Origin of the sequence: Paraburkholderia sp. J12, from assembly GCF_905220215.1 — a bacterium.
GTDB lineage: Bacteria > Pseudomonadota > Gammaproteobacteria > Burkholderiales > Burkholderiaceae > Paraburkholderia.
The window spans coordinates 57,156-77,870 of record NZ_CAJMZC010000020.1 but is presented as its reverse complement, the minus strand read 5'-3'; the positions used below and the strand labels follow the sequence as shown (position 1 = coordinate 77,870).

19 protein-coding genes are annotated in these 20,715 nt (G+C 65.0%); 11 read left to right on the top strand and 8 right to left on the bottom strand.

Annotated elements, in window-relative coordinates:
- Positions 1-76 precede the first annotated feature (76 nt).
- The 5 genes from U5760_RS28860 to U5760_RS28840 form a co-directional block, all read right to left on the bottom strand.
- A complete protein-coding gene (locus U5760_RS28860) occupies positions 77-751 on the bottom strand; it encodes a response regulator transcription factor (protein WP_322015728.1) in 675 nt (224 codons plus the stop codon).
- Positions 752-796: 45 nt separating this feature from the next.
- Positions 797-1,726: a LysR family transcriptional regulator gene (locus U5760_RS28855; protein ID WP_322015727.1), complete on the bottom strand. Its 930-nt coding sequence runs from the start codon at positions 1,724-1,726 to the stop codon at positions 797-799.
- A 122-nt stretch (positions 1,727-1,848) separates the two neighbouring features.
- Entirely contained in the window at positions 1,849-2,226 is a 378-nt protein-coding gene (locus tag U5760_RS28850; protein WP_322015726.1) for a hypothetical protein, read from the bottom strand.
- Positions 2,227-2,573: 347 nt separating this feature from the next.
- On the bottom strand, positions 2,574-3,740 hold the full coding sequence (locus tag U5760_RS28845; RefSeq protein ID WP_322015725.1) for a porin: 1,167 nt from the start codon (positions 3,738-3,740) through the stop codon (positions 2,574-2,576).
- A 247-nt stretch (positions 3,741-3,987) separates the two neighbouring features.
- Positions 3,988-5,259, bottom strand: coding sequence for a porin (locus U5760_RS28840; RefSeq protein ID WP_322015724.1), 1,272 nt, complete (start codon positions 5,257-5,259; stop codon positions 3,988-3,990).
- Positions 5,260-5,739: 480 nt separating this feature from the next.
- Here U5760_RS28840 and deoC point away from each other — a divergent pair, with 480 nt between their 5' ends.
- From deoC to U5760_RS28800, 8 genes are all read left to right on the top strand, one after another.
- Complete coding sequence (gene deoC, locus U5760_RS28835) at positions 5,740-6,759, top strand: deoxyribose-phosphate aldolase (RefSeq protein WP_322015723.1); 1,020 nt, start codon at positions 5,740-5,742, stop codon at positions 6,757-6,759.
- A gap of 13 nt (positions 6,760-6,772) precedes the next feature.
- A complete protein-coding gene (locus tag U5760_RS28830; protein ID WP_322015722.1) occupies positions 6,773-9,154 on the top strand; it encodes an aldehyde dehydrogenase family protein in 2,382 nt (793 codons plus the stop codon).
- Positions 9,155-9,253: 99 nt separating this feature from the next.
- Complete coding sequence (locus tag U5760_RS28825) at positions 9,254-9,733, top strand: RbsD/FucU family protein (protein WP_322015721.1); 480 nt, start codon at positions 9,254-9,256, stop codon at positions 9,731-9,733.
- Entirely contained in the window at positions 9,730-10,668 is a 939-nt protein-coding gene (gene rbsK / locus U5760_RS28820; RefSeq protein ID WP_322015720.1) for a ribokinase, read from the top strand. The genes U5760_RS28825 and rbsK overlap by 4 nt, the downstream gene beginning before the upstream one ends.
- Positions 10,669-10,702: 34 nt before the next feature.
- Positions 10,703-11,740, top strand: a complete 1,038-nt coding sequence (locus U5760_RS28815) for an ABC transporter permease (protein ID WP_322015719.1) — start codon at positions 10,703-10,705, stop codon at positions 11,738-11,740.
- A 94-nt stretch (positions 11,741-11,834) separates the two neighbouring features.
- The gene (locus U5760_RS28810; protein ID WP_322015718.1) at positions 11,835-12,839 is read left to right on the top strand and encodes an autoinducer 2 ABC transporter substrate-binding protein; all 1,005 of its coding nucleotides are present in this window, start codon (positions 11,835-11,837) and stop codon (positions 12,837-12,839) included.
- Between the two features lie 85 nt (positions 12,840-12,924).
- Positions 12,925-14,445, top strand: a complete 1,521-nt coding sequence (locus U5760_RS28805; RefSeq protein WP_322015717.1) for a sugar ABC transporter ATP-binding protein — start codon at positions 12,925-12,927, stop codon at positions 14,443-14,445.
- A gap of 34 nt (positions 14,446-14,479) precedes the next feature.
- A complete protein-coding gene (locus tag U5760_RS28800; RefSeq protein WP_415914196.1) occupies positions 14,480-15,517 on the top strand; it encodes an ABC transporter permease in 1,038 nt (345 codons plus the stop codon).
- A gap of 76 nt (positions 15,518-15,593) precedes the next feature.
- On the opposite strand, the gene U5760_RS28795 is transcribed toward U5760_RS28800, so the two are convergent.
- Both U5760_RS28795 and U5760_RS28790 read right to left on the bottom strand, forming a co-directional pair.
- Complete coding sequence (locus tag U5760_RS28795; RefSeq protein ID WP_322015715.1) at positions 15,594-16,322, bottom strand: DeoR/GlpR family DNA-binding transcription regulator; 729 nt, start codon at positions 16,320-16,322, stop codon at positions 15,594-15,596.
- A 242-nt stretch (positions 16,323-16,564) separates the two neighbouring features.
- Positions 16,565-17,458, bottom strand: a complete 894-nt coding sequence (locus U5760_RS28790; RefSeq protein ID WP_322015714.1) for an NAD(P)H-binding protein — start codon at positions 17,456-17,458, stop codon at positions 16,565-16,567.
- A gap of 202 nt (positions 17,459-17,660) precedes the next feature.
- Here U5760_RS28790 and U5760_RS28785 point away from each other — a divergent pair, with 202 nt between their 5' ends.
- From U5760_RS28785 to U5760_RS28775, 3 genes are all read left to right on the top strand, one after another.
- The gene (locus U5760_RS28785) at positions 17,661-18,527 is read left to right on the top strand and encodes an AraC family transcriptional regulator (protein WP_322015713.1); all 867 of its coding nucleotides are present in this window, start codon (positions 17,661-17,663) and stop codon (positions 18,525-18,527) included.
- Between the two features lie 290 nt (positions 18,528-18,817).
- Positions 18,818-19,084, top strand: a complete 267-nt coding sequence (locus U5760_RS28780) for a DUF4148 domain-containing protein (RefSeq protein WP_322015712.1) — start codon at positions 18,818-18,820, stop codon at positions 19,082-19,084.
- 93 nt (positions 19,085-19,177) lie between these two features.
- Complete coding sequence (locus U5760_RS28775; protein ID WP_169742675.1) at positions 19,178-19,333, top strand: hypothetical protein; 156 nt, start codon at positions 19,178-19,180, stop codon at positions 19,331-19,333.
- Between the two features lie 268 nt (positions 19,334-19,601).
- Here U5760_RS28775 and U5760_RS28770 read toward each other — a convergent pair whose 3' ends face one another.
- Complete coding sequence (locus U5760_RS28770; RefSeq protein WP_322015711.1) at positions 19,602-20,654, bottom strand: HoxN/HupN/NixA family nickel/cobalt transporter; 1,053 nt, start codon at positions 20,652-20,654, stop codon at positions 19,602-19,604.
- Between the last annotated feature and the right edge of the window lie 61 nt (positions 20,655-20,715).

The following is a 20,715-nucleotide window of genomic DNA, read 5'->3' as shown; positions in this document are numbered from 1 at the left end:
AGTTGGCGTATCGTTTCGTTTAAAAAGGACTACTGATCTCTGTGGGGAAAATTGTCGAGCGGAAGCCGCGGCGCTTTTAGCCGAGCAGGTAGCCGGAGCCGCGTATGGTGCGGATGAGCGAGGGTTCGCCCGGCGTATCCACGCGGTTGCGCAGGCGCCCGACATGGACGTCCACGAGATTGGTGCCGGGATCGAAGCGGCCGCCCCAGACGCCTTCGAAGATCATCGTGCGCGTGAGGACCTGGCCCGCGTGGCGCATCATGAATTCGAGCACGCGCAATTCGGTGGGGCGTAGCCGCAGGACCTTGTCGCGGCAGGTGAGCCTGCGCTTGACGAGGTCGAGTTCGAGCGGCCCGACGCGCAGCACGGTTTCCGTCGAAGCGGGCCGCGTGCGGCGGCGCACGAGCGCTTCGAGCCGCGCGGACATTTCGTCGATGGAGAACGGCCGCGTGAGATAGTCGTCGCATCCGGCACGCAGGCCCTGGATGCGTTCTTCCACGCCGGTCGTGGAGCTCATCACGAGCACGGGCGTTTCGATCCCCACGCCGCGCATGGTGGTGACGATGGTGAGCCCGTCGAGATCGGGCAGGCGGCGTTCGAGCGCGACCACGTCGTAGTCGCCGGCCATCACCATGGCAATGCCTTCGCGCCCGGAGCGGGCGACATCGACAGTGAAACCGGTGGAGGCGAGCGTGGGGACGACGCTTTGCTCGGTCGCGGCGTCGTCTTCAATGGTCAGTATTCTGGGCATGGCCATCCAGGTTTCGTGACGGGAGAACAGGGTAAAACGGGGACATCAGGCGACCGCACGCAGCGTCACCGGGGCGCTATGCGTGACGCTCGCACGAAACTGCTCCACGGCGAAGTCGATGAAGCTGCGTACTTTCATGGTCAGATAATTGCGGCCCGAGTAGACGATGGAGATGTGCTGCACGCCGCCGTTCACGTCGAACGGGTTGAGCACGGGCAGGAGGGTGCCGCGGGCGATGTCGTCGGCGACGATGGGCAGCGGCAGCAATGCGATGCCCATGTCGGCGAGCGCGGCCGTGCGCACCATGGCATAGCCGTTCGCCGTGAGCGGGCCGTTCACGTTCACGCGCTGCACGCCTTCCGCGTTCGAGAATTCCCACGTGCGCGGCGAATCGGAAACGGCGAGCAGATCGTGCTGCGCGAGGTCGGCCGGCGTGCGCGGTGCGCCGCGGCGAGACAGATAGGAGGGCGAAGCGACCGTGATCTCCTTCACCGAAGTGAGCTTGCGGCTCACGAGCGAAGCGTTGACCGTGTGGCGGTCGGTGGCGAAGCACACGTCGTAGCCGCCTTCGATCATGTCGATATGCGTGTCGTAGGCGGTGATGTCGAAGTCCACGCGCGGATTCGAGGCGCGATACGCGCCGAGCAGTCCCGCGAGCCCCGAGTTCGCGAACACGGCGGGGGCGGCGACGCGCAATACGCCGCTCGGGTCGCGCGTGGCGCGCACGAGTTCCGACTCGACCTGATCGAGCTTTTCGATCACGGCGCGGCAGCCGTCCAGATAGAGGCGCCCCGCTTCGGTCAGCGAAAGACTGCGTGTGGAGCGGTTCAGAAGGCGCATGTTCAGATGCGCTTCGAGCATGCCGACGCTGCGCGTGACTGCCGCCGCGGACATGCCGAGTTGCTTGCCGGCAAGGCTAAAGCTGCTCAGGTCGACAACGCGCGTAAAGACGCGCATGGCTTGGAGCTGGTTCATGGGCGAGTCCGTCGTGGTGGTTGATGCCTTGTTGCCTGGATGGCCAGGATGAGCGCTACCCGCAACGTCTATGCGTCGCTTCGGTCACGCTCGCGGCGTGGTGCCTCGGTTTGGGTTGCGGGTTAGTTCGGCAAGGCGTGTGCTTCGCGCTCAGCGGCGACTTCGTGCGCCGCGATCGCGGCCTTGAGCCGCTGCATGCTTTCGGTGGGAATCGCGAATCCGGCCCAGCCGAGCCCCGTATGGCGCAGGAATACGACGGCGCCGTCGAACATGGGGTTGCGTTCGGTGTACCAGCTCGGATCGACTTCGATCACGTACTGATGCGAGCGCGAGAGCTGGTCCGGCACGGCCGGGCGCATCTGCGCGCGCAGCTTCGAGAGTTCTTCGATCAGCCCGTCCACGTCCGCCGCCTCGAGCAGCGCAGCGTTGCCGTCCACATTCACGCAGACCGCGTGCTCACCGTATTGGTTGATCAGTTCGACCGACATCGGCTTGTGCATCTGTCATTCCTCGCAGTCCTTAAACTGGAAAGAATTATCGGTGCCGGGTCGATGTCAGTGTTTTAAGTTCCCGCCGACTCAAGATGAAAACTAATTTAGTAACCGACGATCTGCCTGCCATGACTTGCAGATGGATTTCGGCGCAATGGCCTGCAGGGCGGGGAAAAAGCGGGCGGAAGGCGAAAACGGGCGGCGAATGCAGCGTGGAGAGTCTATTCTGGATGAACCGCGTTTCATAAAGTGCGGAACATGTCTTGCCAGAATGAAAAAACGGCGAATGTCCGCGCCGTGAAGCAGGACATTCGCCGTGTGCGGCGCTCAGTCGATCAAGGGATCGAAGGCGGCGATCAGAAGCGGTGACGGATACCGAGCATGACCATGGTCTGGCGGTCGCTGGTCGAATCGTTGCCGAAGTCGGCCATCGAAGCGTTGGCCTGCACGAGGGCGCCGTTCACGCCGATCGTGTTGCCCGAAGCCTTCTGGTAGCCCGCGATCCCATAGATGTCGGTACGCTTGGACAGGAAGTAATCGCCGCCCAGGCTGACCTGGTTGTAGCTCGCGTCCACGTTGTTGCCGTGGCCCTTGGTGTAGTTGTAGCCCACGCCCACGACCGCGGCCGGCGTGATCTGGTAGTTCAGGTACACCTGGCCGTTGTTGAACTTCGTGTCGCTGTTGCTACCCGAGAAGCTCTGGTAGTTCGCGTATTCGACATTGCTGTACGAGAGACCGACCGTGACCGGGCCGAACACGTAGTCGCCCGCTGCGCGGATGATCTGCAGCGAGTTGGCGTTCACGAAACCGCCCGTGATCGCGGCCGAATCCACGTTCACGTTGTTCGGGTCGAGGCCGTCGAACGAAGCCACCGTGCCGTTGTCGCTGTTGGCGCGGAAGTAGCCGGCGCCGAGGCCGAGCGGGCCGTGGTTGTACGCAGCCGCGACGGCGATCGTCTGGCCGGCGCCCGTGCTGCCTGCCTGGCCGCCGAACGCGTACATCGCACCGATCTGCAGGCCCGCGAAGTTCGGGCTCATGTACTTGATCGAGTTGTTGGTGCGGTAGCTGTTGTCGTAGTTGTCCATGTCGCCCGGCGTGGCGAACACGGAGCCGAACGTGTCGTCGTTCGTGAGCGGCTGGATCAGGTCGATCAGCGGATCGTACTGGCGGCCCAGCGTGACCGTGCCGCCCGTGTTCGAGTTCAGGCCCACATAAGCCTGACGGCCGAAGATGCGGCCGCCCTGGCCCAGCGTGCCGTTATCGATGTTGAAGCCGCTTTCGATCTTGAAGATCGCCGAGAGGCCGCTGCCGAGGTCTTCCGTGCCCTTCAGGCCCCAGAGGTTCGGCGACACGTTGCCCGACGAGAGGCCCCAGGTGTGGCCCGAGCCGTTTTTGCTCGCGACGTTGCTGAAGTAGGCGACTGCCGTATCGAGCGAGCCGTAGAGCGTGACGCTGCTTTGTGCATGGGCGGCGGAGGCTGCGAGAGACGCCAGCGCAGCGGCGGCGAGAGCAATTTTTTTCATTGACGGATCTTTATAGTCAGGTTGCGGTTGTCAGTGAGAGCTTTCATGAAATTGCGGTCTGCCACGTGGGCGAGCCGAATTCAGCGGCGATTATGCGTAAGGGCCCGTCCAGACAATTTCGAAAAACGGAAAGATAGACTTTCAGAAAACGAAGCACCGTCCAGGTCCCGGCTGGAGGGGCCTGCAAGCGATCCGCCGCGCAGGCCGTTGTTTTTTTGCCGCCCTTATCACGTTGCCGTGACGCCTTTTAGAACAGCGTGCGCATGCCGCCCGCCGCGATATAGTTCGTCGACTGGAAGCCGTTGAACGCCGCGCCGTTGAACTTCGAGAACATATAGCCGGCGTAGACGTCGGTGCGCTTGCTCAGGTGGTAGTCGGCGAGCACCGAGTACTGGAGCTGGTTGCCGCCCGCCACGCCCGTCGATTGCATCGTCTGCGTGTCGTAGAAGCCGAGCGCCACGTCGAATACCGGCGTGATCTTGTAGTCGCCGCCGAAGAAGTACAGGTTGTTCTTCGAGGTAAAGACCGTGTTGGTCAGGCTGCCCGTGAAGCCGAAATAGTTCACCGTCGCGCCCGCGGCCACCGGGTCGCTCGGGGCCTTGAGTTCATAGTGCTCGTAGCCGCCCTTGACCGTGAACGGGCCGTACGCGTACTTCGCGGCAATCATGAAGTCTTCGTCGTCGTTGAGCGTGAGCGTGCCCACGTTCGCGCCGATGCCCGCGCCGCCCACCGCGTTTGCTCCCGTGAGTGCGCCCGAGTGAACGGCGTCGCGTGCTTCGTAATACGTCGCCTGGATGCCGAAGCCGTTGGCCTCGTAACCGAGGTTCGCGCCGAAGGTCGAGCCGTCGCCGAACTTGCCGGCCACGCCGCCGAAGCTGTACGAAATGCCGAAGTTCACGGGCCCGATATGGTTCGTGTACTTGACGTTGTTGTCCGTGCGCGAGCCTTCGGTAATGCCGCCTGCCGAATACGAGCCCGAAAAGCCGAGCGGCGAGAACAGCTGGGCCGCGAATATGGGGTCGTAGTTGACGATGGTGTCGAAGCCGAGTGTAGTGCTGCGGCCGAACGAGAGCGCGCCGTACTCGTCCTGCTTGATGCCGACGTAAGCGCCGCGGTTGAACAACTGCCCGTTGAGCGCCGAGGCGGCGCCCACCGTATTGTTCGAGCCCGCAATCGAGCCTGCCGCGTTGTTGAGATTGCCCGAAGGCACGTTGATGCCGGATTCGAGATCGAAGAACGCGCTCATGCCGCCGCCCAGATTCTCGTTGCCGCGAATGCCCCAGCGCGAATCCGAAATGCCGCCGTTGAACATGCCCCAGACGGGACTCTGGAATTTCGTGCTCACCTTGCTGACGGGATTGACCGTTGCAGGGAAAAGGGGGCTTGCGTTGGCGCTGTGCTCGACCACGCCGACCGCAACGTCCAGGATGCCGTACAGCGTGACGCTGTCGCCATCGTCGGCATGAGCGATACCTGCGATCGGACCGAGAGCCAGAGCGGCGATTAGATATTTTTTCATGAGACGGGTGCTCCTCCTTTAGAGTGTGTGGTGTTTTTTGAAAATTAATGAGGATTATTGATTAATTGCACCGGTGCCCGAATGGCGCGATTCGTTCATCTATGCCGTAGGCAAATCGTCGGCGACGTGAAATATAGCCAGGGGTTCGAACGGTGCACTGCACAAACTGACTGGAATTCTGTTTTTCAGAATTTGCGTTGTGTGTCATCGACAGCGACATCAAGTCGATATCGGCTTCTGCAATTCCCGAGAGCGGCGGCGCATGAAACCGGGTCAGCCAGTCGATGAACGGATCAATGAGTGCGGCGGGATGGGGCTGTCGCGCGATGGGCGGGGATCGACGGAGGCTGGAGGGAGAGGGATCGCCTCGGTAACGATATGATTGTAACGATAGTTGTCACGATCATTTCATCGGTATAGGATGGTTGCGAATAAACCAGCACGGTTTGATGTGCATTGCACAAATTCGCCTTCCCGCCTATGTCAGAAGCTTCAACCAACCCGCTCGTCGTGCTGCGCAGTCCGACGCACGCTGCTCACCCGGCGCGCAATGCCGGCGTGCCGTTCGACGCTGCCTGGATCGACGCCTTGCGCGTCAACCATTCCGCTGTGGAGCGGCGCACCGCCACGCTCGGCACGCGCCGCGCGGTCAAGAAGGACGCGCAGGCCGCGTGGCTCCTGAAGGCCGTCACCTGCATCGACCTCACGACGCTCAACGGCGACGACACCGAAGGCCGTGTGCGGCGCCTGTGCATGAAGGCGCGCCACCCCGTGCGCGCCGACCTGCTCGAGGCACTCGGCATGGCGCCCGGTGCGAACACCCCGGCGATCACCACGGGTGCCGTCTGCGTCTACCACCGTTTCGTGGCCGCTGCCGTGGACGCGCTCGCGGGCAGCGGCATTCCCGTCGCCGCCGTTTCCACGGGTTTTCCCGCGGGCCTCAACCCGCACGAGCTGAAGCTGCGGGAGATCGAGGCATCGGTGGCGGACGGCGCGAAGGAGATCGACATCGTGGTCACGCGCGAGCATGTGCTCACCGGCAACTGGCGCGCGCTTTACGACGAAGTGCGCGATTTCCGCGCGGCCTGCGGCGAAGCTCACCTGAAGGCGATTCTCGCCACGGGCGACATTCGCGTGCTGTCGAACGTCGCGAAGGCTTCGATGGTGTGCATGATGGCCGGCGCCGACTTCATCAAGACGTCCACCGGCAAGGAAGGCACCAACGCCACGCTCGACGTTTCGCTGGTGATGGTGCGCATGATCCGCGACTACCGCGAGCGCACCGGCGCGCTGGTGGGCTTCAAGCCTGCCGGCGGCGTGTCGAACGCGAAGACGGCGCTTGCGTATCAGATCCTCATGAAGGAAGAGCTTGGGCGGCCGTGGCTCGAACCGGATCTTTTCCGCTTCGGCGCATCGAGCCTGCTTGCCGATATCGAGCGCCAGCTCGAACACCACGTGAGCGGACGCTACTCCGCCTTTAACCGCCACCCCGTAGCCTGAACAGACAACACCGATGAGCGTAGCCGAGTATTTTCGATCGATGGATTACGGTCCCGCCCCCGAGGACGATCAGCCTGTGCGCGCCTGGCTGGCGCAGCACGACGGCGCGTTTGGGCACTTCATGGACGGCGCGTGGCGCGAGCCGGCTGCCGGCGAGCGCTTCGAAGTGCGCGCACCGGCAACCGGCGAGCCGCTGGCCTTCGTGGCGCAGGGCGACGCCGCCGACGTGACGGCGGCCGTGGCCGCGGCACGTGCGGCGCAGCCCGAATGGCAGGCGCTGGGCGGCGCGGGCCGCGCGCGGCATCTGTATGCGCTCTCGCGCATGGTCCAGCGCCATAGCCGCCTTTTTGCAGTGCTCGAAGCGCTCGACAACGGCAAGCCGATCCGCGAGACGCGCGACATCGACGTGCCGCTCGTGGCACGCCACTTCCTGCACCATGCCGGCTGGGCGCAACTTCAGGACACCGAATTGAGCGGCTGGTCGCCGCTGGGCGTGATCGGCCAGATCGTGCCATGGAATTTCCCGCTGCTGATGCTTGCGTGGAAGGTGGCGCCGGCGATCGCGCTCGGCAACTGCGTGGTGCTCAAGCCTGCCGAATACACGCCGCTCACGGCATTGCTCTTCGCCGAACTGGCGCACCGCGCCGGTCTGCCCAAGGGCGTGCTCAACGTGGTGACGGGCGATGGCCGCACGGGCGCCGCGCTCGTCGAGCAACCGGACGTGGACAAGATCGCCTTCACCGGATCGACCGAGGTGGGCCGCCATATCCGCACCGCCACTGCGGGATCGGGCAAGTCGCTCACGCTCGAACTGGGCGGCAAGTCGCCCTTCATCGTGTTCGACGATGCGGACCTGGACGGCGCCGTGGAGGGCGTCGTGGACGCGATCTGGTTCAACCAGGGGCAGGTCTGCTGCGCCGGCTCGCGCCTGCTCGTGCAGGAGGGCGTGGAAGCGCGCTTTCTCGCGAAGCTCAAGCGCAGAATGGCAACGCTGCGCGTGGGTACGTCGCTCGACAAGGGCATCGACATGGGCGCGATCGTCGATCCGGTGCAGCTCGAGCGCATCGAATCGCTCGTCGAGGCGGGACGGCGCGAAGGCTGCGACGTTTGGCAGCCCGAAGGAGTCGCGCTGCCCGCGCACGGCTGCTTCTATCCGCCCACGCTCGTGACCGGTGTCGGACCGGCTTCGACGCTCGCGCAGGAGGAGATTTTCGGGCCCGTGCTCGCCGCCATGAGTTTTCGCACGCCCGAGGAGGCCGTCGCGCTCGCCAACAATTCGCGTTATGGGCTTGCCGCAAGCGTGTGGAGCGAGACCATCGGCCGCGCGCTGGATATCGCGCCGCGTCTGGCTTGCGGCGTGGTATGGATCAATGCGACGAACCTCTTCGACGCGAGCGTCGGTTTTGGCGGCTATCGCGAATCGGGTTTCGGACGCGAGGGCGGGCGCGAAGGAGCATTCGAATATCTGAAGCCCGCGGGCTGGAGCAAGCTGCCGCAGCGCGCGCCGCGCTCGCTGTCGCAAGGCGGGCGCGAGGGCTTCGCCGCAGCCGAGCGGCTCGACCGCACGGCCAAGCTCTTTATCGGCGGCAAGCAGGTTCGTCCCGATAGCGGCTACTCGCTGGCCGTCCATGCGCCGAACGGCGACTGGGTGGGGGAGGTGGGCGCCGGCAGCCGCAAGGACGTGCGCGACGCCGTAGCCGCTGCACGCGGCGCCGGCAAGTGGACGCAGATGAGCACGCACGCACGCGCCCAGGTGCTCTATTACCTCGCGGAAAACCTGAGCGCGCGTGCCGGTGAGTTCGCGCACCAGCTCACGCGTCGCGCGGGCTACGACGTCCGTTCGGCCGCGCGCGAAGTGGAGGCGTCCATCGAGCGGCTCTTCTACTACGCGGCCTGGGCCGACAAGTTCGACGGCGCCGTGCATACGCCCCCGCTGCGCGGCGTGGCGCTCGCGATGCACGAAGCGCTCGGCGTGATGGGCATTGCCTGCCCCGACGAGGCGCCGCTGCTCGCGTTCGTTTCGCTGGTCGCACCGGCGCTCGCGATGGGCAATCGCGTGGTCGTGCTTGCGAGCGAGGCTGCGCCGCTTACGGCGACCGATTTTTATCAGGTAGTCGAAACGTCGGACGTGCCGGCCGGCGCGCTCAATATCCTGACGGGCGAACGCGCGGCCCTGCTGCCGGCGCTCGCGAAGCACGACGACGTGGATGCGCTCTGGTGCTTCGGGCAGGCCGCCGATTCGACGCTCGTGGAACGCGAGTCGGTGGGCAACCTGAAACGGACCTTCGTGGATTACGGCCGGCAGATCGACTGGCACGACCGCGCGAGCACGGGGTTGCCGTTTCTGCGGCAGGCGGTGCAGGTGAAGAACATCTGGATACCGTACGGCGATTGAGCGGCTTCGGAAAGAAAAGCCGCCACGTTTAAAGAGGATTTGCATGGGACCGGGGTGAGCGCTGAAGTGCCAACTCCGGATCGACAGGAGACAAACAACATGCTGAAAAATCTGGACCCGCTTCTGAACGCCGACGTGCTCCACGCCCTGCGGGCAATGGGCCATGGCGACGAACTCGTCGTTTGCGACGCGAATTTTCCCGCCGACTCCGTTGCGCGCGCCACGGTGCTCGGCAAGCTGCTGCGCATCGACGGCGCCGATGCCCCGCGAGCCGTGCGCGCCATTCTCTCGGTGCTGCCGCTCGACACCTTCGTCGAAGCGCCCGCCATGCGCATGGAGGTGGTCGGCGAGCCCGCCACGATCCCCGCCGTGCAACGCGAGGCCCAGACCGAAGTGAATACCGCAGAAGGCCGTCCCGTGCCGTTCGCGCCCATCGAGCGCCACGCGTTTTATGCCCGCGCGCACAAGGCCTACTGCGTGATTGCTTCCGGCGAGGCTCGCGGCTACGGCTGTTTCATCTTCACCAAAGGCGTGCTGCTCGCCCCCGACGCGCCGCGCTTGCAGGAGCCGGGCCAATGAGCGGGCGCGTCGTCATTCTCGGCATTTATGTGACCGATCTCGCCTTTCGCGCGAGCCGTATGCCGCTGATCGGCGAAACGATCGCGGGGACGGCGTTTGCGATGGGGCCGGGCGGCAAGGGCTCGAATCAGGCGGTCGCCGCGGCGCGCGCGGGCGCGCAAGTGGTGTTCTGCACCCGTGTAGGCAACGACGCCTTCGGCGAGATCGCGCGGGCCACGTGGGCGGCGGAAGGCATCACGGCACGCACCCAGGCCGTGGACGGCCTCGCCACCGGCGCGGCGCACATCTTCGTCGACGACACCACCGGCATGAACGCGATCATCGTCGCCTCGGGGGCGGCCGGCACGATGGCGAGCGCCGACGCGGACGCCATCGAAACCGATATCGCCGCCTCGCAGGTGTTCGTCACGCAACTCGAGCAGCCGCTCGAAGCGGCGCGGCGCGGTCTGGAACTCGCGCGCCGCCACGGCGTAAAGACGGTGTTCAATCCCGCGCCCGCCATGCCGCTGCCCGACGACATCTATCCGCTGTGCGACTACGTGACGCCGAACGAGACCGAAGCGACCGCGCTGACCGGCGTGGAGATCCGCAACGCCGACGACGCGCGCCGCGCCGCGGACGTGTTGCTCGCCAAGGGGGCGGGCGCCGTGATCGTGACGCTCGGCGAAGCGGGCGCGCTGCTGCATACGCGCGAGACCTCGGTCCTGCTGCCGGCCTTCCAGTGCGGCGCGGTGGTGGAAACGGCCGGGGCCGGCGATGGCTTCACGGGCGGCTTCGCTGCGGCCCTCGCACGCGGCGACGACGCGCTCGCGGCCACGCGCTTCGGCTGCGCGCTGGCGGGCATTTCCGTGACGCGGCCAGGCACGGCGCCGTCCATGCCCACGCGCGAGGAAGTCGAAGCGGTGCTCTCGCGCGCGCCGGCTCCGGCGCACTGAGGCGCGCCATGGTCACTGCAAAGGACGACGCATCATGAAGGCTTCTGTTCTCGCACGATGGTTTGGCGACCGGCAACTGAACTTCCTGCTGGCCGTGAACCTGCTTGTCGTGCTGGTGGCGATCTGGCTCTCGCATGGCCTGTTCGTCGGCATCGACAATCTGCAGTCGATGGGCTCGCAACTGCCCGAAGTCGCGCTGCTCGCGCTCGGCATCATGCTCTCCATGCTTTCGGGCAATGGCGGCATCGACCTTTCGGGCGTCGGGCTCGCGAATCTCTCGGGCATGATCGCAGCGCTCGTGGTGCCGAAGTTCGTGAGCGGCGACGATTCGCCGGTGCTCTACACCACGCTCTTCTGCGCGATCGTGGTGGGCATGGGCCTGATCGGCGGGCTCTTCAACGGCATCGTGATCGCGCGGCTGCGGCTCACGCCGATTCTGTGCACGCTCGGCACGCAGCTCCTGTTCACGGGTTTTGCCGTGGCGCTTTCCAACGGTGCCTCGGTGCACGTGGATTACGTCGAGCCGCTGGCCGATATCAGCAACGGCACGTTCTTCCAGGTGCCCATCTCGTTCATCCTCTTCGTGGTCGTAGTCGTGCTGCTGGGCTGGCTGCTCCGGCGCACGCCGTTCGGTCTGCGTCTTTATCTGATGGGCACCAATCAGCGCGCGGCGTTCTATGCGGGCATTCCGCGCGCGCGCATGCTGATCGTCACCTATGCGATGTGCGGCGTGCTCGCCTCGCTCGCGGGGCTCGTGAGCGTGTCGCACACGCTTTCCGCGAAGTGGGACTACGGCAACTCGTACCTGTTGATCGCGATTCTCATCGCGGTGATGGGCGGCGTGAATCCGGCGGGCGGTTATGGGCGCATCATCTGCGTGTTTTTCGCGGCCACGGTGCTGCAGTTCCTGTCGAGCCTCTTCAATCTGATGGGCGTTTCGCAGTTCTTCGGCGACTGCGCCTGGGGCTTCCTGCTTCTGCTGTCGCTCGCCTTCGCGGGCGGCGAGCGGGTGCGTTCGATCTTCGGTCTTGCGGCGGCGCAGCCTGCCGGCAATCCGCGCCCGCCCGGCTGAGCGGGCGGGGCCAGTCAGCCGGTGGGCCTCGAGCCTCGGAGGTCCGCCGCCTTTATTTCCGGGGCGACAGCGAACAACAAAGGAGACATGCGAAATGAAGTTCAAACGACTCAGCGTAGCGCTCACCGCCTGCGCGCTTGCAGCAGGCCTCGCCGTGGCGGCGCACGCGGCGGACAACGTCACCATCGTCACCGTGGTGAAAGTGACCGGCATCAGCTGGTTCAACCGGATGGAAGAAGGCGTCAAGGAATTCGGCAAGGACAACCCCGGCGTGACGGTCTACCAGACCGGTCCGGGCCGCGCGGACGCCGCGCAGCAACTGAAGATCATCGACGACCTGATCGCGAAGAAGGTGAACGCGATTGCCGTCGTGCCCTATGACCCGCCCACGCTGGAGCCGGCGCTGAAGAAGGCGATGGATCGCGGCATCAAGGTGGTCACGCACGAGGCCGACAACGAGAAGAACACGATGGTCGACGTCGAGGCGTTCGACAACAGCGCCTATGGCGCGGCGCTCAACGACCGTCTGGCCGGTTGCATGCACAACGAGGGCAAGTGGGCGACGCTGGTGGGCTCGCTCGGCAGCCGCTCGCAGGTGCAGTGGGCCGACGGCGGCATCGACAACGCGAAAGCGAAGTATCCGAAGATGCAGCTGGTCGAGACCAATCTGGAAACCAACAACGACGGCGAGCGCGCCTACGAAGTCGCCAAGGAAGTGCTGCGCAAGCATCCGGACCTCAAGGGCTTCCAGGGCTCTTCGTCGCTCGACGTGATCGGCATTGGCCGCGCCGTCGAAGAAGCCGGCCTGCAGGGCAAGATCTGCGTCTATGGCACGGGCCTGCCGACGGAAGCGGGCAAGTACCTCGAAAGCGGCGCGATCAACGGCATTGCGTTCTGGGATCCCAAGCTCGCGGGCATGGCGATGAACAAGATCGCGCTCATGCTGATCCAGGGCAAGACCGTCGAGAACGGCGCGAATCTCGGCTTGCCGGGCTACGAGAAGGTCACGGTCACGAAGGGTCCGGGCAAGGGCATCATCGTGCGCGGCCAGGGCTGGGTGAGCGTCGACAAGTCGAACTACAAGCAGTACAACTTCTGATCGGAGAGGGCAGGGCGCGCGCGGCAACGCCCGCGCGCGCCCTGCGGTCATCTCACAGTAGCAAGTCAGGATAGTGAGTCGGAATATGGCTTCGGAACCGCTATTGCAGGTGCTCGGCGTGCACAAGCGCTTTACCGGCGTGCACGCGCTGCGCGGCGTGACGCTCACGTTCGAGCGCGGGCAGATCTATCACCTGCTCGGCGAGAATGGCTGCGGCAAGAGCACGCTCATCAAGATCATCTCCGGTGCGCAACCGCCGGACGAAGGCGAACTCGTGATCGACGGCGTGCGGCATGCGCGGCTCTCGCCGCTCGAATCGCTCGCGGCCGGCATCGAGACCGTGTATCAGGACCTTTCGCTGTTGCCCAACCTGAGCGTGGCCGAGAACGTGGGTCTTACCACGGAGCTTGCCGAGCACGGCGGACGCCTCGCGCGCACGTTCGACCGGCAGGAACTGGCGCGCACGGCGGCACGCGCGCTGGGGGCCGTGGGGCTGCCCGGCGACGCGGACTTTCAGGCCACGCTGATCGAGCAGCTGCCGCTCGCCACGCGTCAGCTCGTGGCCATTGCGCGCGCCATTGCGAGCGAGGCGAAGTTCGTGATCATGGACGAACCCACCACGTCGCTCACGCAAAAGGAAGTGACGAACCTGATTGCGGTGCTCGGGCAACTGCGCTCGCACGGCGTGACGGTGCTGTTCGTGAGCCACAAGCTCGACGAGTGTTACGCCATCGGCGGCGAAGTGATCGTGCTGCGCGATGGCCAGAAGGTCACGCAAGGGCCGATCACCGACTACACCAAGGCGCAGTTGAGCGAATTGATGACGGGGCGCCATTTGTCGGTCGAACGCTATCGCGTGGACGCGCCCTCGGGCGACGTGCTGCTCGACGTGCGCGGCCTCGGGCGTACGGGCCAGTTTCGCGACGTATCGTTCTCGCTGCGCCGCGGCGAGATCCTCGGCATCACGGGCCTGCTCGACTCGGGCCGCAACGAACTCGCGCGGGCGCTGGCCGGCGTCGCGCCGGCGGATACCGGCAGCGTCGTGCTGGAAGGCCGGCCGGTCACGCTTGCCACGCCCGGCGACGCAAAGCGCGAGCGCATCGGCTATGTACCCGAAGACCGCCTGAACGAAGGGCTTTTTCTCGACAAGTCGATACGCGACAACGTGATTACGGCGATGATCGCGAGCCTGCGCGACCGCTTCGGCCAGATCGACCGCTCGCGCGCCCGCGCGATGGCCGAAGACACGGTGAAAGAGCTGCAGATCGCCACGCCGAACGTGGACAAGGCCGTGCAGTCGCTTTCGGGCGGCAACCAGCAGCGCGTGCTGATCGGCCGCTGGCTCGCCATCGACCCGCACGTGCTGATTCTCCACGGGCCGACCGTGGGTGTGGACGTGGGGTCGAAGGACATCATCTATCGCATCATGCAGAGTCTCTCGCAGCGCGGCATCGGCATCCTGCTCGTGAGCGACGACCTGCCCGAGCTGCTGCAGAACTGCGACCGCGTACTGATGATGCGCAAGGGGCGCGTGGCGGAAGAACACCGCGCCGAAGGCTTGACCGAAGCCGAGCTCTATCGCGCGCTTCTCGCCGAAGCCGCCTGAAATCCGCGTTATCCAGGCAGGAACCAGCATGAGCATGAATCAGACCATGAGCTCTTCCAACACCGCCGAAGTGGCACGCGAGGCACCGCTGCTCAACTGGCGCGCGAAGCTCGCGCGCAACCCCGAGTGGTTCACCGCCGCGCTGATCGTGATCACGTGTGTGATCGTCGCTTCGATCAACCCGCGCTTCTTGCAGTGGGCCACGCTGTTCGACCTGTTGCACTCGGCCACGACCACGTCGCTCTTCGCGCTCGGCACGCTCGTCGTGCTGGCCTCGGGCGGCATCGACGTGTCGTTCACGGCCATCGGCGCGCTTACCATGTACGCGATCACCAAAGCCGTGTTCGCGTGGTGGCCCGATGCGCCGTTCGCGCTGATCCTGCTTACCGGTGCCGTGGGCGGCATTCTGCTCGGCATGGTCAACGGCTTGCTCGTGCACCGGCTGCAGGCGCCGTCGCTCATCGTGACGATCGGCACGCAGTACCTGTTTCGCGGCATCCTGCTGACCTTCGTGGGCACCACGTTCTTCATGAACATCCCGCACAGCATGGATCATTTCGGCCGCATTTCGCTTCTGGCCTATCGCACGGCGGACGGACTCGACGCGGTGCTGCCGATGTCGGTGCTCGCGCTCGTGGCGGGCGCCGTGCTGACCTGGTGGCTATTGAATCGCACGATGATGGGGCGCGGCGTCTACGCCATGGGCGGCAGCACGGCGATTGCGGAGCGGCTGGGCTTCAACCTGCGCGCGATCCGGCTCTTCGTGTTCGGTTATACGGGCTTTCTTGCGGGCGTGGCGGGCATCCTGCACGTGTCGAACAGCCGGCTCGCCAATCCGTTCGACCTGGTCGGCTCCGAACTCGACGTGATCGCAGCCGTCATCCTGGGCGGCGCGCGCATCACGGGCGGCAGCGGCACTGTGGTCGGTACGCTGCTGGGCGTTGCGCTCGTCACGCTCATCAACAACGTGCTGATTCTCGTGGGCGTGCCGAGCACCTGGCAGAAGGTGATCATCGGCGCGTTCATTCTCGTGGCCGGGACGCTGTTCGCGCTGCGCCGCCGCGGCGGTTGAACATGCGGCGGTTCGCGCGGCCGGCGGGGAGGAACGCCGGCCGTTCGTCCTGAACGAAGGGTGTTAGGGAGACCGCTCAGGCGCTGCGCTTGCGCGGCTCTTCGCCTTTCTCGGTGATGATCGAATCGAAGTCGTTCGTCTGCGAGAAGCGCCACGCCTTCACCACGCCGAACTTGCTTGCATCCACGACCAGGTGGCGCTCCACGGCGCTCGCCATGGCCGCCTGCTTGATCGCCACCTCGTGAAAATTCCAGCAGGTCACGCCGCGCGCGGCGTCGATGCCGCCCGCCGAAATGAAGGCCTTGTTGATGCCCATGCGCCGCAGCATCTCGAGGCTTTCTTCGCCCGAGAACGAATCCGACGAGGGCACATAGACCCCACCCAGCAGGATCATGCGCACGTTGGGCATACGCCGCAGCACTTCCGCCACGTTCAGCGAATAGCACACGGCCGTGATCTGCAGATGCGAGGGGATGAGGCGCGCGAGCGCGGCAAGCGTTGTGCCGCAATCGATGAAGATGGTGTCGTTTTCCGCAACGTGCCGTGCCGCATGGGCGGACGCCTGCGCCTTCGCCTGGGCGAAATGGTCCTTTTCGGACTCCAGCGAGTAGCCCACGGCATTGGGGACATCCGACGCGCTGACGATATAGCCGCCGAGATAGGTGAAGCGCTCGGGATTGGCGCCGATATCGCGCCGCACGGTCATTTCGGAAACGCCAAGCAGCGTGGCCGCATCCCGCAGATGCATGACGTTGTGTTTGGCGAGCGCGTCGGCAAGCGCCTGCAGCCGGTCGGATTTGGCCATGTCGATGTGGAGCGCCGTGCCTCGCCGATGCAACTGGCATGGCACCGCGAAAGTTAGATTTGTTTCGTACGATTGAACGAATTATAACAAGCGTGCGAGCTTGCCGATAGTCGCGTGCAACGTCTATCGCGTGCAAATAGCGGCAAAAACGTGGGGCGGGATCGGGAGGGGAGAGGGATCGGGAAGATAACTGCGGGGCCAGGCGGTGATGTTGCGGCCCCTTGAAAAAGGGGCCATTGAGTTTATCGGGGTGCGCGTTCGAACTTCGAGAGCAGCGCGGCGAACACTTCGCTTAACTCCGTCTTGCCGAAGCGTCGTTCGCTGCGGCCGCTTTCGACATCGATCTTGCCGGTGTTGTACACGTCGTAAAGATCGGTGATGAGATGCGCGTGATTTTCGCCGAGTCCCGCGCGCAGCAGCGTGGGCGTCCAGGATTCGCGCGGCAGGACACGTGCGGCGACTTCAGTCCCGCTGACCTCGCGCAGCGTGGCGGCGATGTCGTTCACGCTGATGCGCCGCGGACCTTCGATGCTGACCACCCGCACCGCTTCGGCGCCCGGGGCATCGAGCAGCAGTGCGGCGGCCGCTTCGCCCACGTCCTGCGCCGCCACGGCAGGAATGCGGCGGGTGAGCGGGTCGTGGAAACTCGGCAGCACGCCGCTTGCCAGCGCGACCGGCAGGACGCGCGCCCAGTTGTGCATGTGCTCGGCCGAACGAAGGAATATCACGTGCCGGGCGACGTCGGCGAGCCGTCGTTCGAGGTAGTGAAAGAGGCTCGTGATGCCGGTGTTGATCGGCAGTTCGGCGCCATAGTCCGAGATGGCGAGCAGGATCGAAGGGGGATTGGCGCGCAGTGCGGCGGCGGCCACGTCGATCATCCTGCGCATCGTGACGCTGGGACGGGCGTCGCCCACGGGCACGGGGCATAGCATCTGCACCGCATGGGCGCCTTCGATTGCCGCGGCCACCGACGCGGGGTCGGTCAAGTCGGCGAGTGCGATCTCGCATCCCAGTTTCGCGAGGTCGGTGCCCTGCTCGGCGCGGCGCACGACGGCGCGCACGGGGTGTCCTGCCTTGCGTAGCGCCGTGGCGCTGGCGCACCCGGCGTTGCCTGCTGCTCCGAATATGACAAACATGAGTCGATCCTCGTGAGTGGAGTGAGGATCATCATAAAAACGCGGGATCGGCAGGGCGCGCAGAAAAGGATGAAAATGCGCGGGAAAGGATGGGGCGGGTGGAGGGTTCTACCTGGATCTTCGGCCCCGAACGCCGTTGCGACCGGCACGGCGGCTCACTAGACTGGCCGCAGGCGTGGCGCGACGTAGCAGAGGAACGGCAATGAACGCAGCGAGCGGGAATTCGAACCGGCAAGCCGGAGCGCGCACGAGCCTCCAGTCGAGTGCCGGCCTGGGCTGGCAAGGCTTCGGCGCGGAACTGCTGGCGATTTCAGCGGGGCGGCATCGTATTCCTGCGGCGGATCATCACCGGATCGGCGTGCACATCGGCGCGCCGGTGCGGGCCAACTGCACGTGCGATGGCCGGCGCGTAGCGCGCCTGCAGGCGCCCGGCGATGCCGATGTCGTGCCGGCCGGACTCGACGGCGAGTGGACCGACGATGCCGATTGCACGATCCTGCGCGTATGGTTCGAAGACCCCTTCGTCCGCGCGGTTGCCGAACGGCTGGAGAACCGGCAGGCGCGCGCAGACATCGCGCCGCGTTTGCAGGTACGCGATGCCCGCCTGCAATATCTCGCCGCTACGCTTCAGGCCGAACTCGAAGCCGGCGAAGCGTCGGATCCGCTCTTCGCCGAAAGCATCGGCACGGCCATCGTGGTGCGATTGCTCGACGGCGTGCCGCCTGCCGGCCGGCGACGTGTCACGCTCGCGCCGCGCGCGGCGGCGCGGGTGACCGATTACATCGAAGCGCGCCTCGACGAACGGCTCTCGTTAGGCGAGCTGGCCGCGCTCGTCGATTTGAGCGTGCCGCATTTCAAGGTGCTTTTTCGCGAAACACTGGGTCTGCCCGTGCATCAGTACGTCGTGCGCCGACGGGTGGAGCGTGCGCGGGATCTGCTGATCGAAGGGCGGTTGAGCATGAGCCAGATTGCGCTCGAAGCCGGATTCGCGCATCAAAGCCACATGGCGCACTGGATGAACCGCGTGCTCGGTGTGGCGCCTCGCGATATCGTGAGGGCTGCGAAGTAGTGCGTATCGGGCGAGCATCATTACGCCGCCATCCGCTGTCGTCATTTTTTGCCACTCCGGCGGCGCCATTTGCGCGCCGCATCCCACCTGATCTCTCCCCGCCGGCTACGCCGCGGCTCGTTTCCCCTCATCGGACGAGCGCACCTTAAACGTTTCTTCATTTTCCTGCGGATTTCACGCGAAACACGCCCCTCTATCCTTGCCTCACGAGTTGCAACGCAATTCGAACCGGTGCCGCGAGGCGGCCGGATGGACCAAGGCTCGGCCGGCTGGCCGCAAAGGAGAGGCACATGAAATCACTCTGGAATGGCGCGGGTGTCGCGCTCTTGTTGTCGGTATCGGCACTGGCTCACGCGCAGGGCGTCGCCAATCCGCCCGTCAATGCGCAGACGAACGCGCAGGCCTACGTGGCACAGCAGGCGGCGGATACGTCCTCCGCGCAGGCAGATTCCACCAATGGCTCGCTCACGCGCGCGCAGGTCTACCACCAGCTCGTGCAGGCCGAACGCGACGGCCAGTTGCAGACGCTCAACCAGACCGTGTACGCCCACCACTGAGCGGCCAAGTTTTTTTGCATCCGTTGCGGAAAAATGCGGCCGCGAGCCGCGACGGAATCCGCCAGGCGGCCGATTTACCCGAGTTTCAATCTCATGAAATCACGTATCGTTTCCTATATCTTGCGCGCGGCCGTATGCGCCGTCGCGGTGGCCGCGGTGTCCGGCTGCGCGAGCCTGCATCCGCAGCCCAATGGCCCCGGCGACTGTGTCGGCCCGCCTGACTTCTGCGTGCCGTTCTTCGGCTCCTGAGCGTTGTCCCGGGTGTGCCCCTGGTTCTCTGGCGCTCGCGCGGTACGGCATCGCGGTGACGGGTGTCGACGCGCAGAGCCGGGCTCGACGACTGCCGTCTGCCCGCCTGTGAGGATGTCGCACGCGGCAAGCTGGACTGCCGCGCCGACATGGCGGTCTGCAACTTCTCCCTGATCGGAAAGGACAGTGTGGACGGGCTGATTCATCGAGGCGAGCGGCCTCGTTTTGCGCGCGTTGCGCGAGCCGGGCAACGCGTGACGATGCCTGCCTAGCCGAGCTCCACCTCGTCGAGCTTCTTGACGCGGTAGATGATGAACGAGACGATCCAGGCCGCCGCAAAAATCCCGATGATGCCGTAGCCAAGCAGACCGAAATTGTTGTTGAGATCGTTCATGCGGTCCCAGAACCAGCCTTGCAGGTTCAGTTCTCCTGCGATCAGTCCCAGCGTTTCGATCCCGCCGATCAGGATCGCCACGGCGGCCGAGACGATCGTGATGGTGAGGTTGTAATAGAGCTTGCGGATCGGCTTCACGAAGGCCCAGCCATAGGCGCCGAGCATGAGAATGCCGTCGGTCGTGTCGATCAGCGACATGCCCGCGGAGAACAGTGCCGGAAACGCGAGAATCGACCAGATCGGCAATCCCTTGCTGGCTTCCGTCGCGGCGACGGTGAGCAGGCTGACCTCGGTCACCGTGTCGAATCCCAGTCCGAACAGGAACCCCACCGGCAGCATGTGCCAGCTCTGGCTGACGAGCCGGAAGAGCGGCCTCAGCAAACGGGCAATCAGGCCGCGGTTGTTGAGCAGGATGTTGAGGCTGTCGTCATCGTAGTCGCCGCCGCGACGCACGTGGCGATAGGTCCGGTACACATCCCGCGCCACCACCAGGTTCAGAATCGCCATCACCAGCAGGAAGGCGCCCGACACCAGCGTGCCGATGATGCCCGCGACATTGTTGAACGAGTCGAAGCCGCTTTGCAGGCTCATCACCGTAGCGGCGATGACGACGGTACCGATGAGCAGCACCAGCGAATGGCCGATGGAAAAGAAGAAGCCGACCCCCACGGGGTGCTTGCCCTCTTGCATCAGCTTGCGCGTGACGTTGTCGATCGCGGCGATATGGTCGGCATCCACCGCATGGCGCAGACCGAAGCCGTAGGCCAGCAACGCGGTGCCGAGCAGAACCGGACGATTGTGGAAGGCAACGAGCGCCCAGGCCCAGGCGCCCAGGTTGATGGCGATGAGAAAAACGTAAATGCCGATGACCTTGCCGCGGACATCGGAGGAACTGTCGTTGAAAACGTGTTTTAAAGCGCTGAGCATGGTTCTGCCTCCAGTGGCGTTCGTCTCAGCAAACCGGCTCAGGCAGCAGAACCTGAACCTT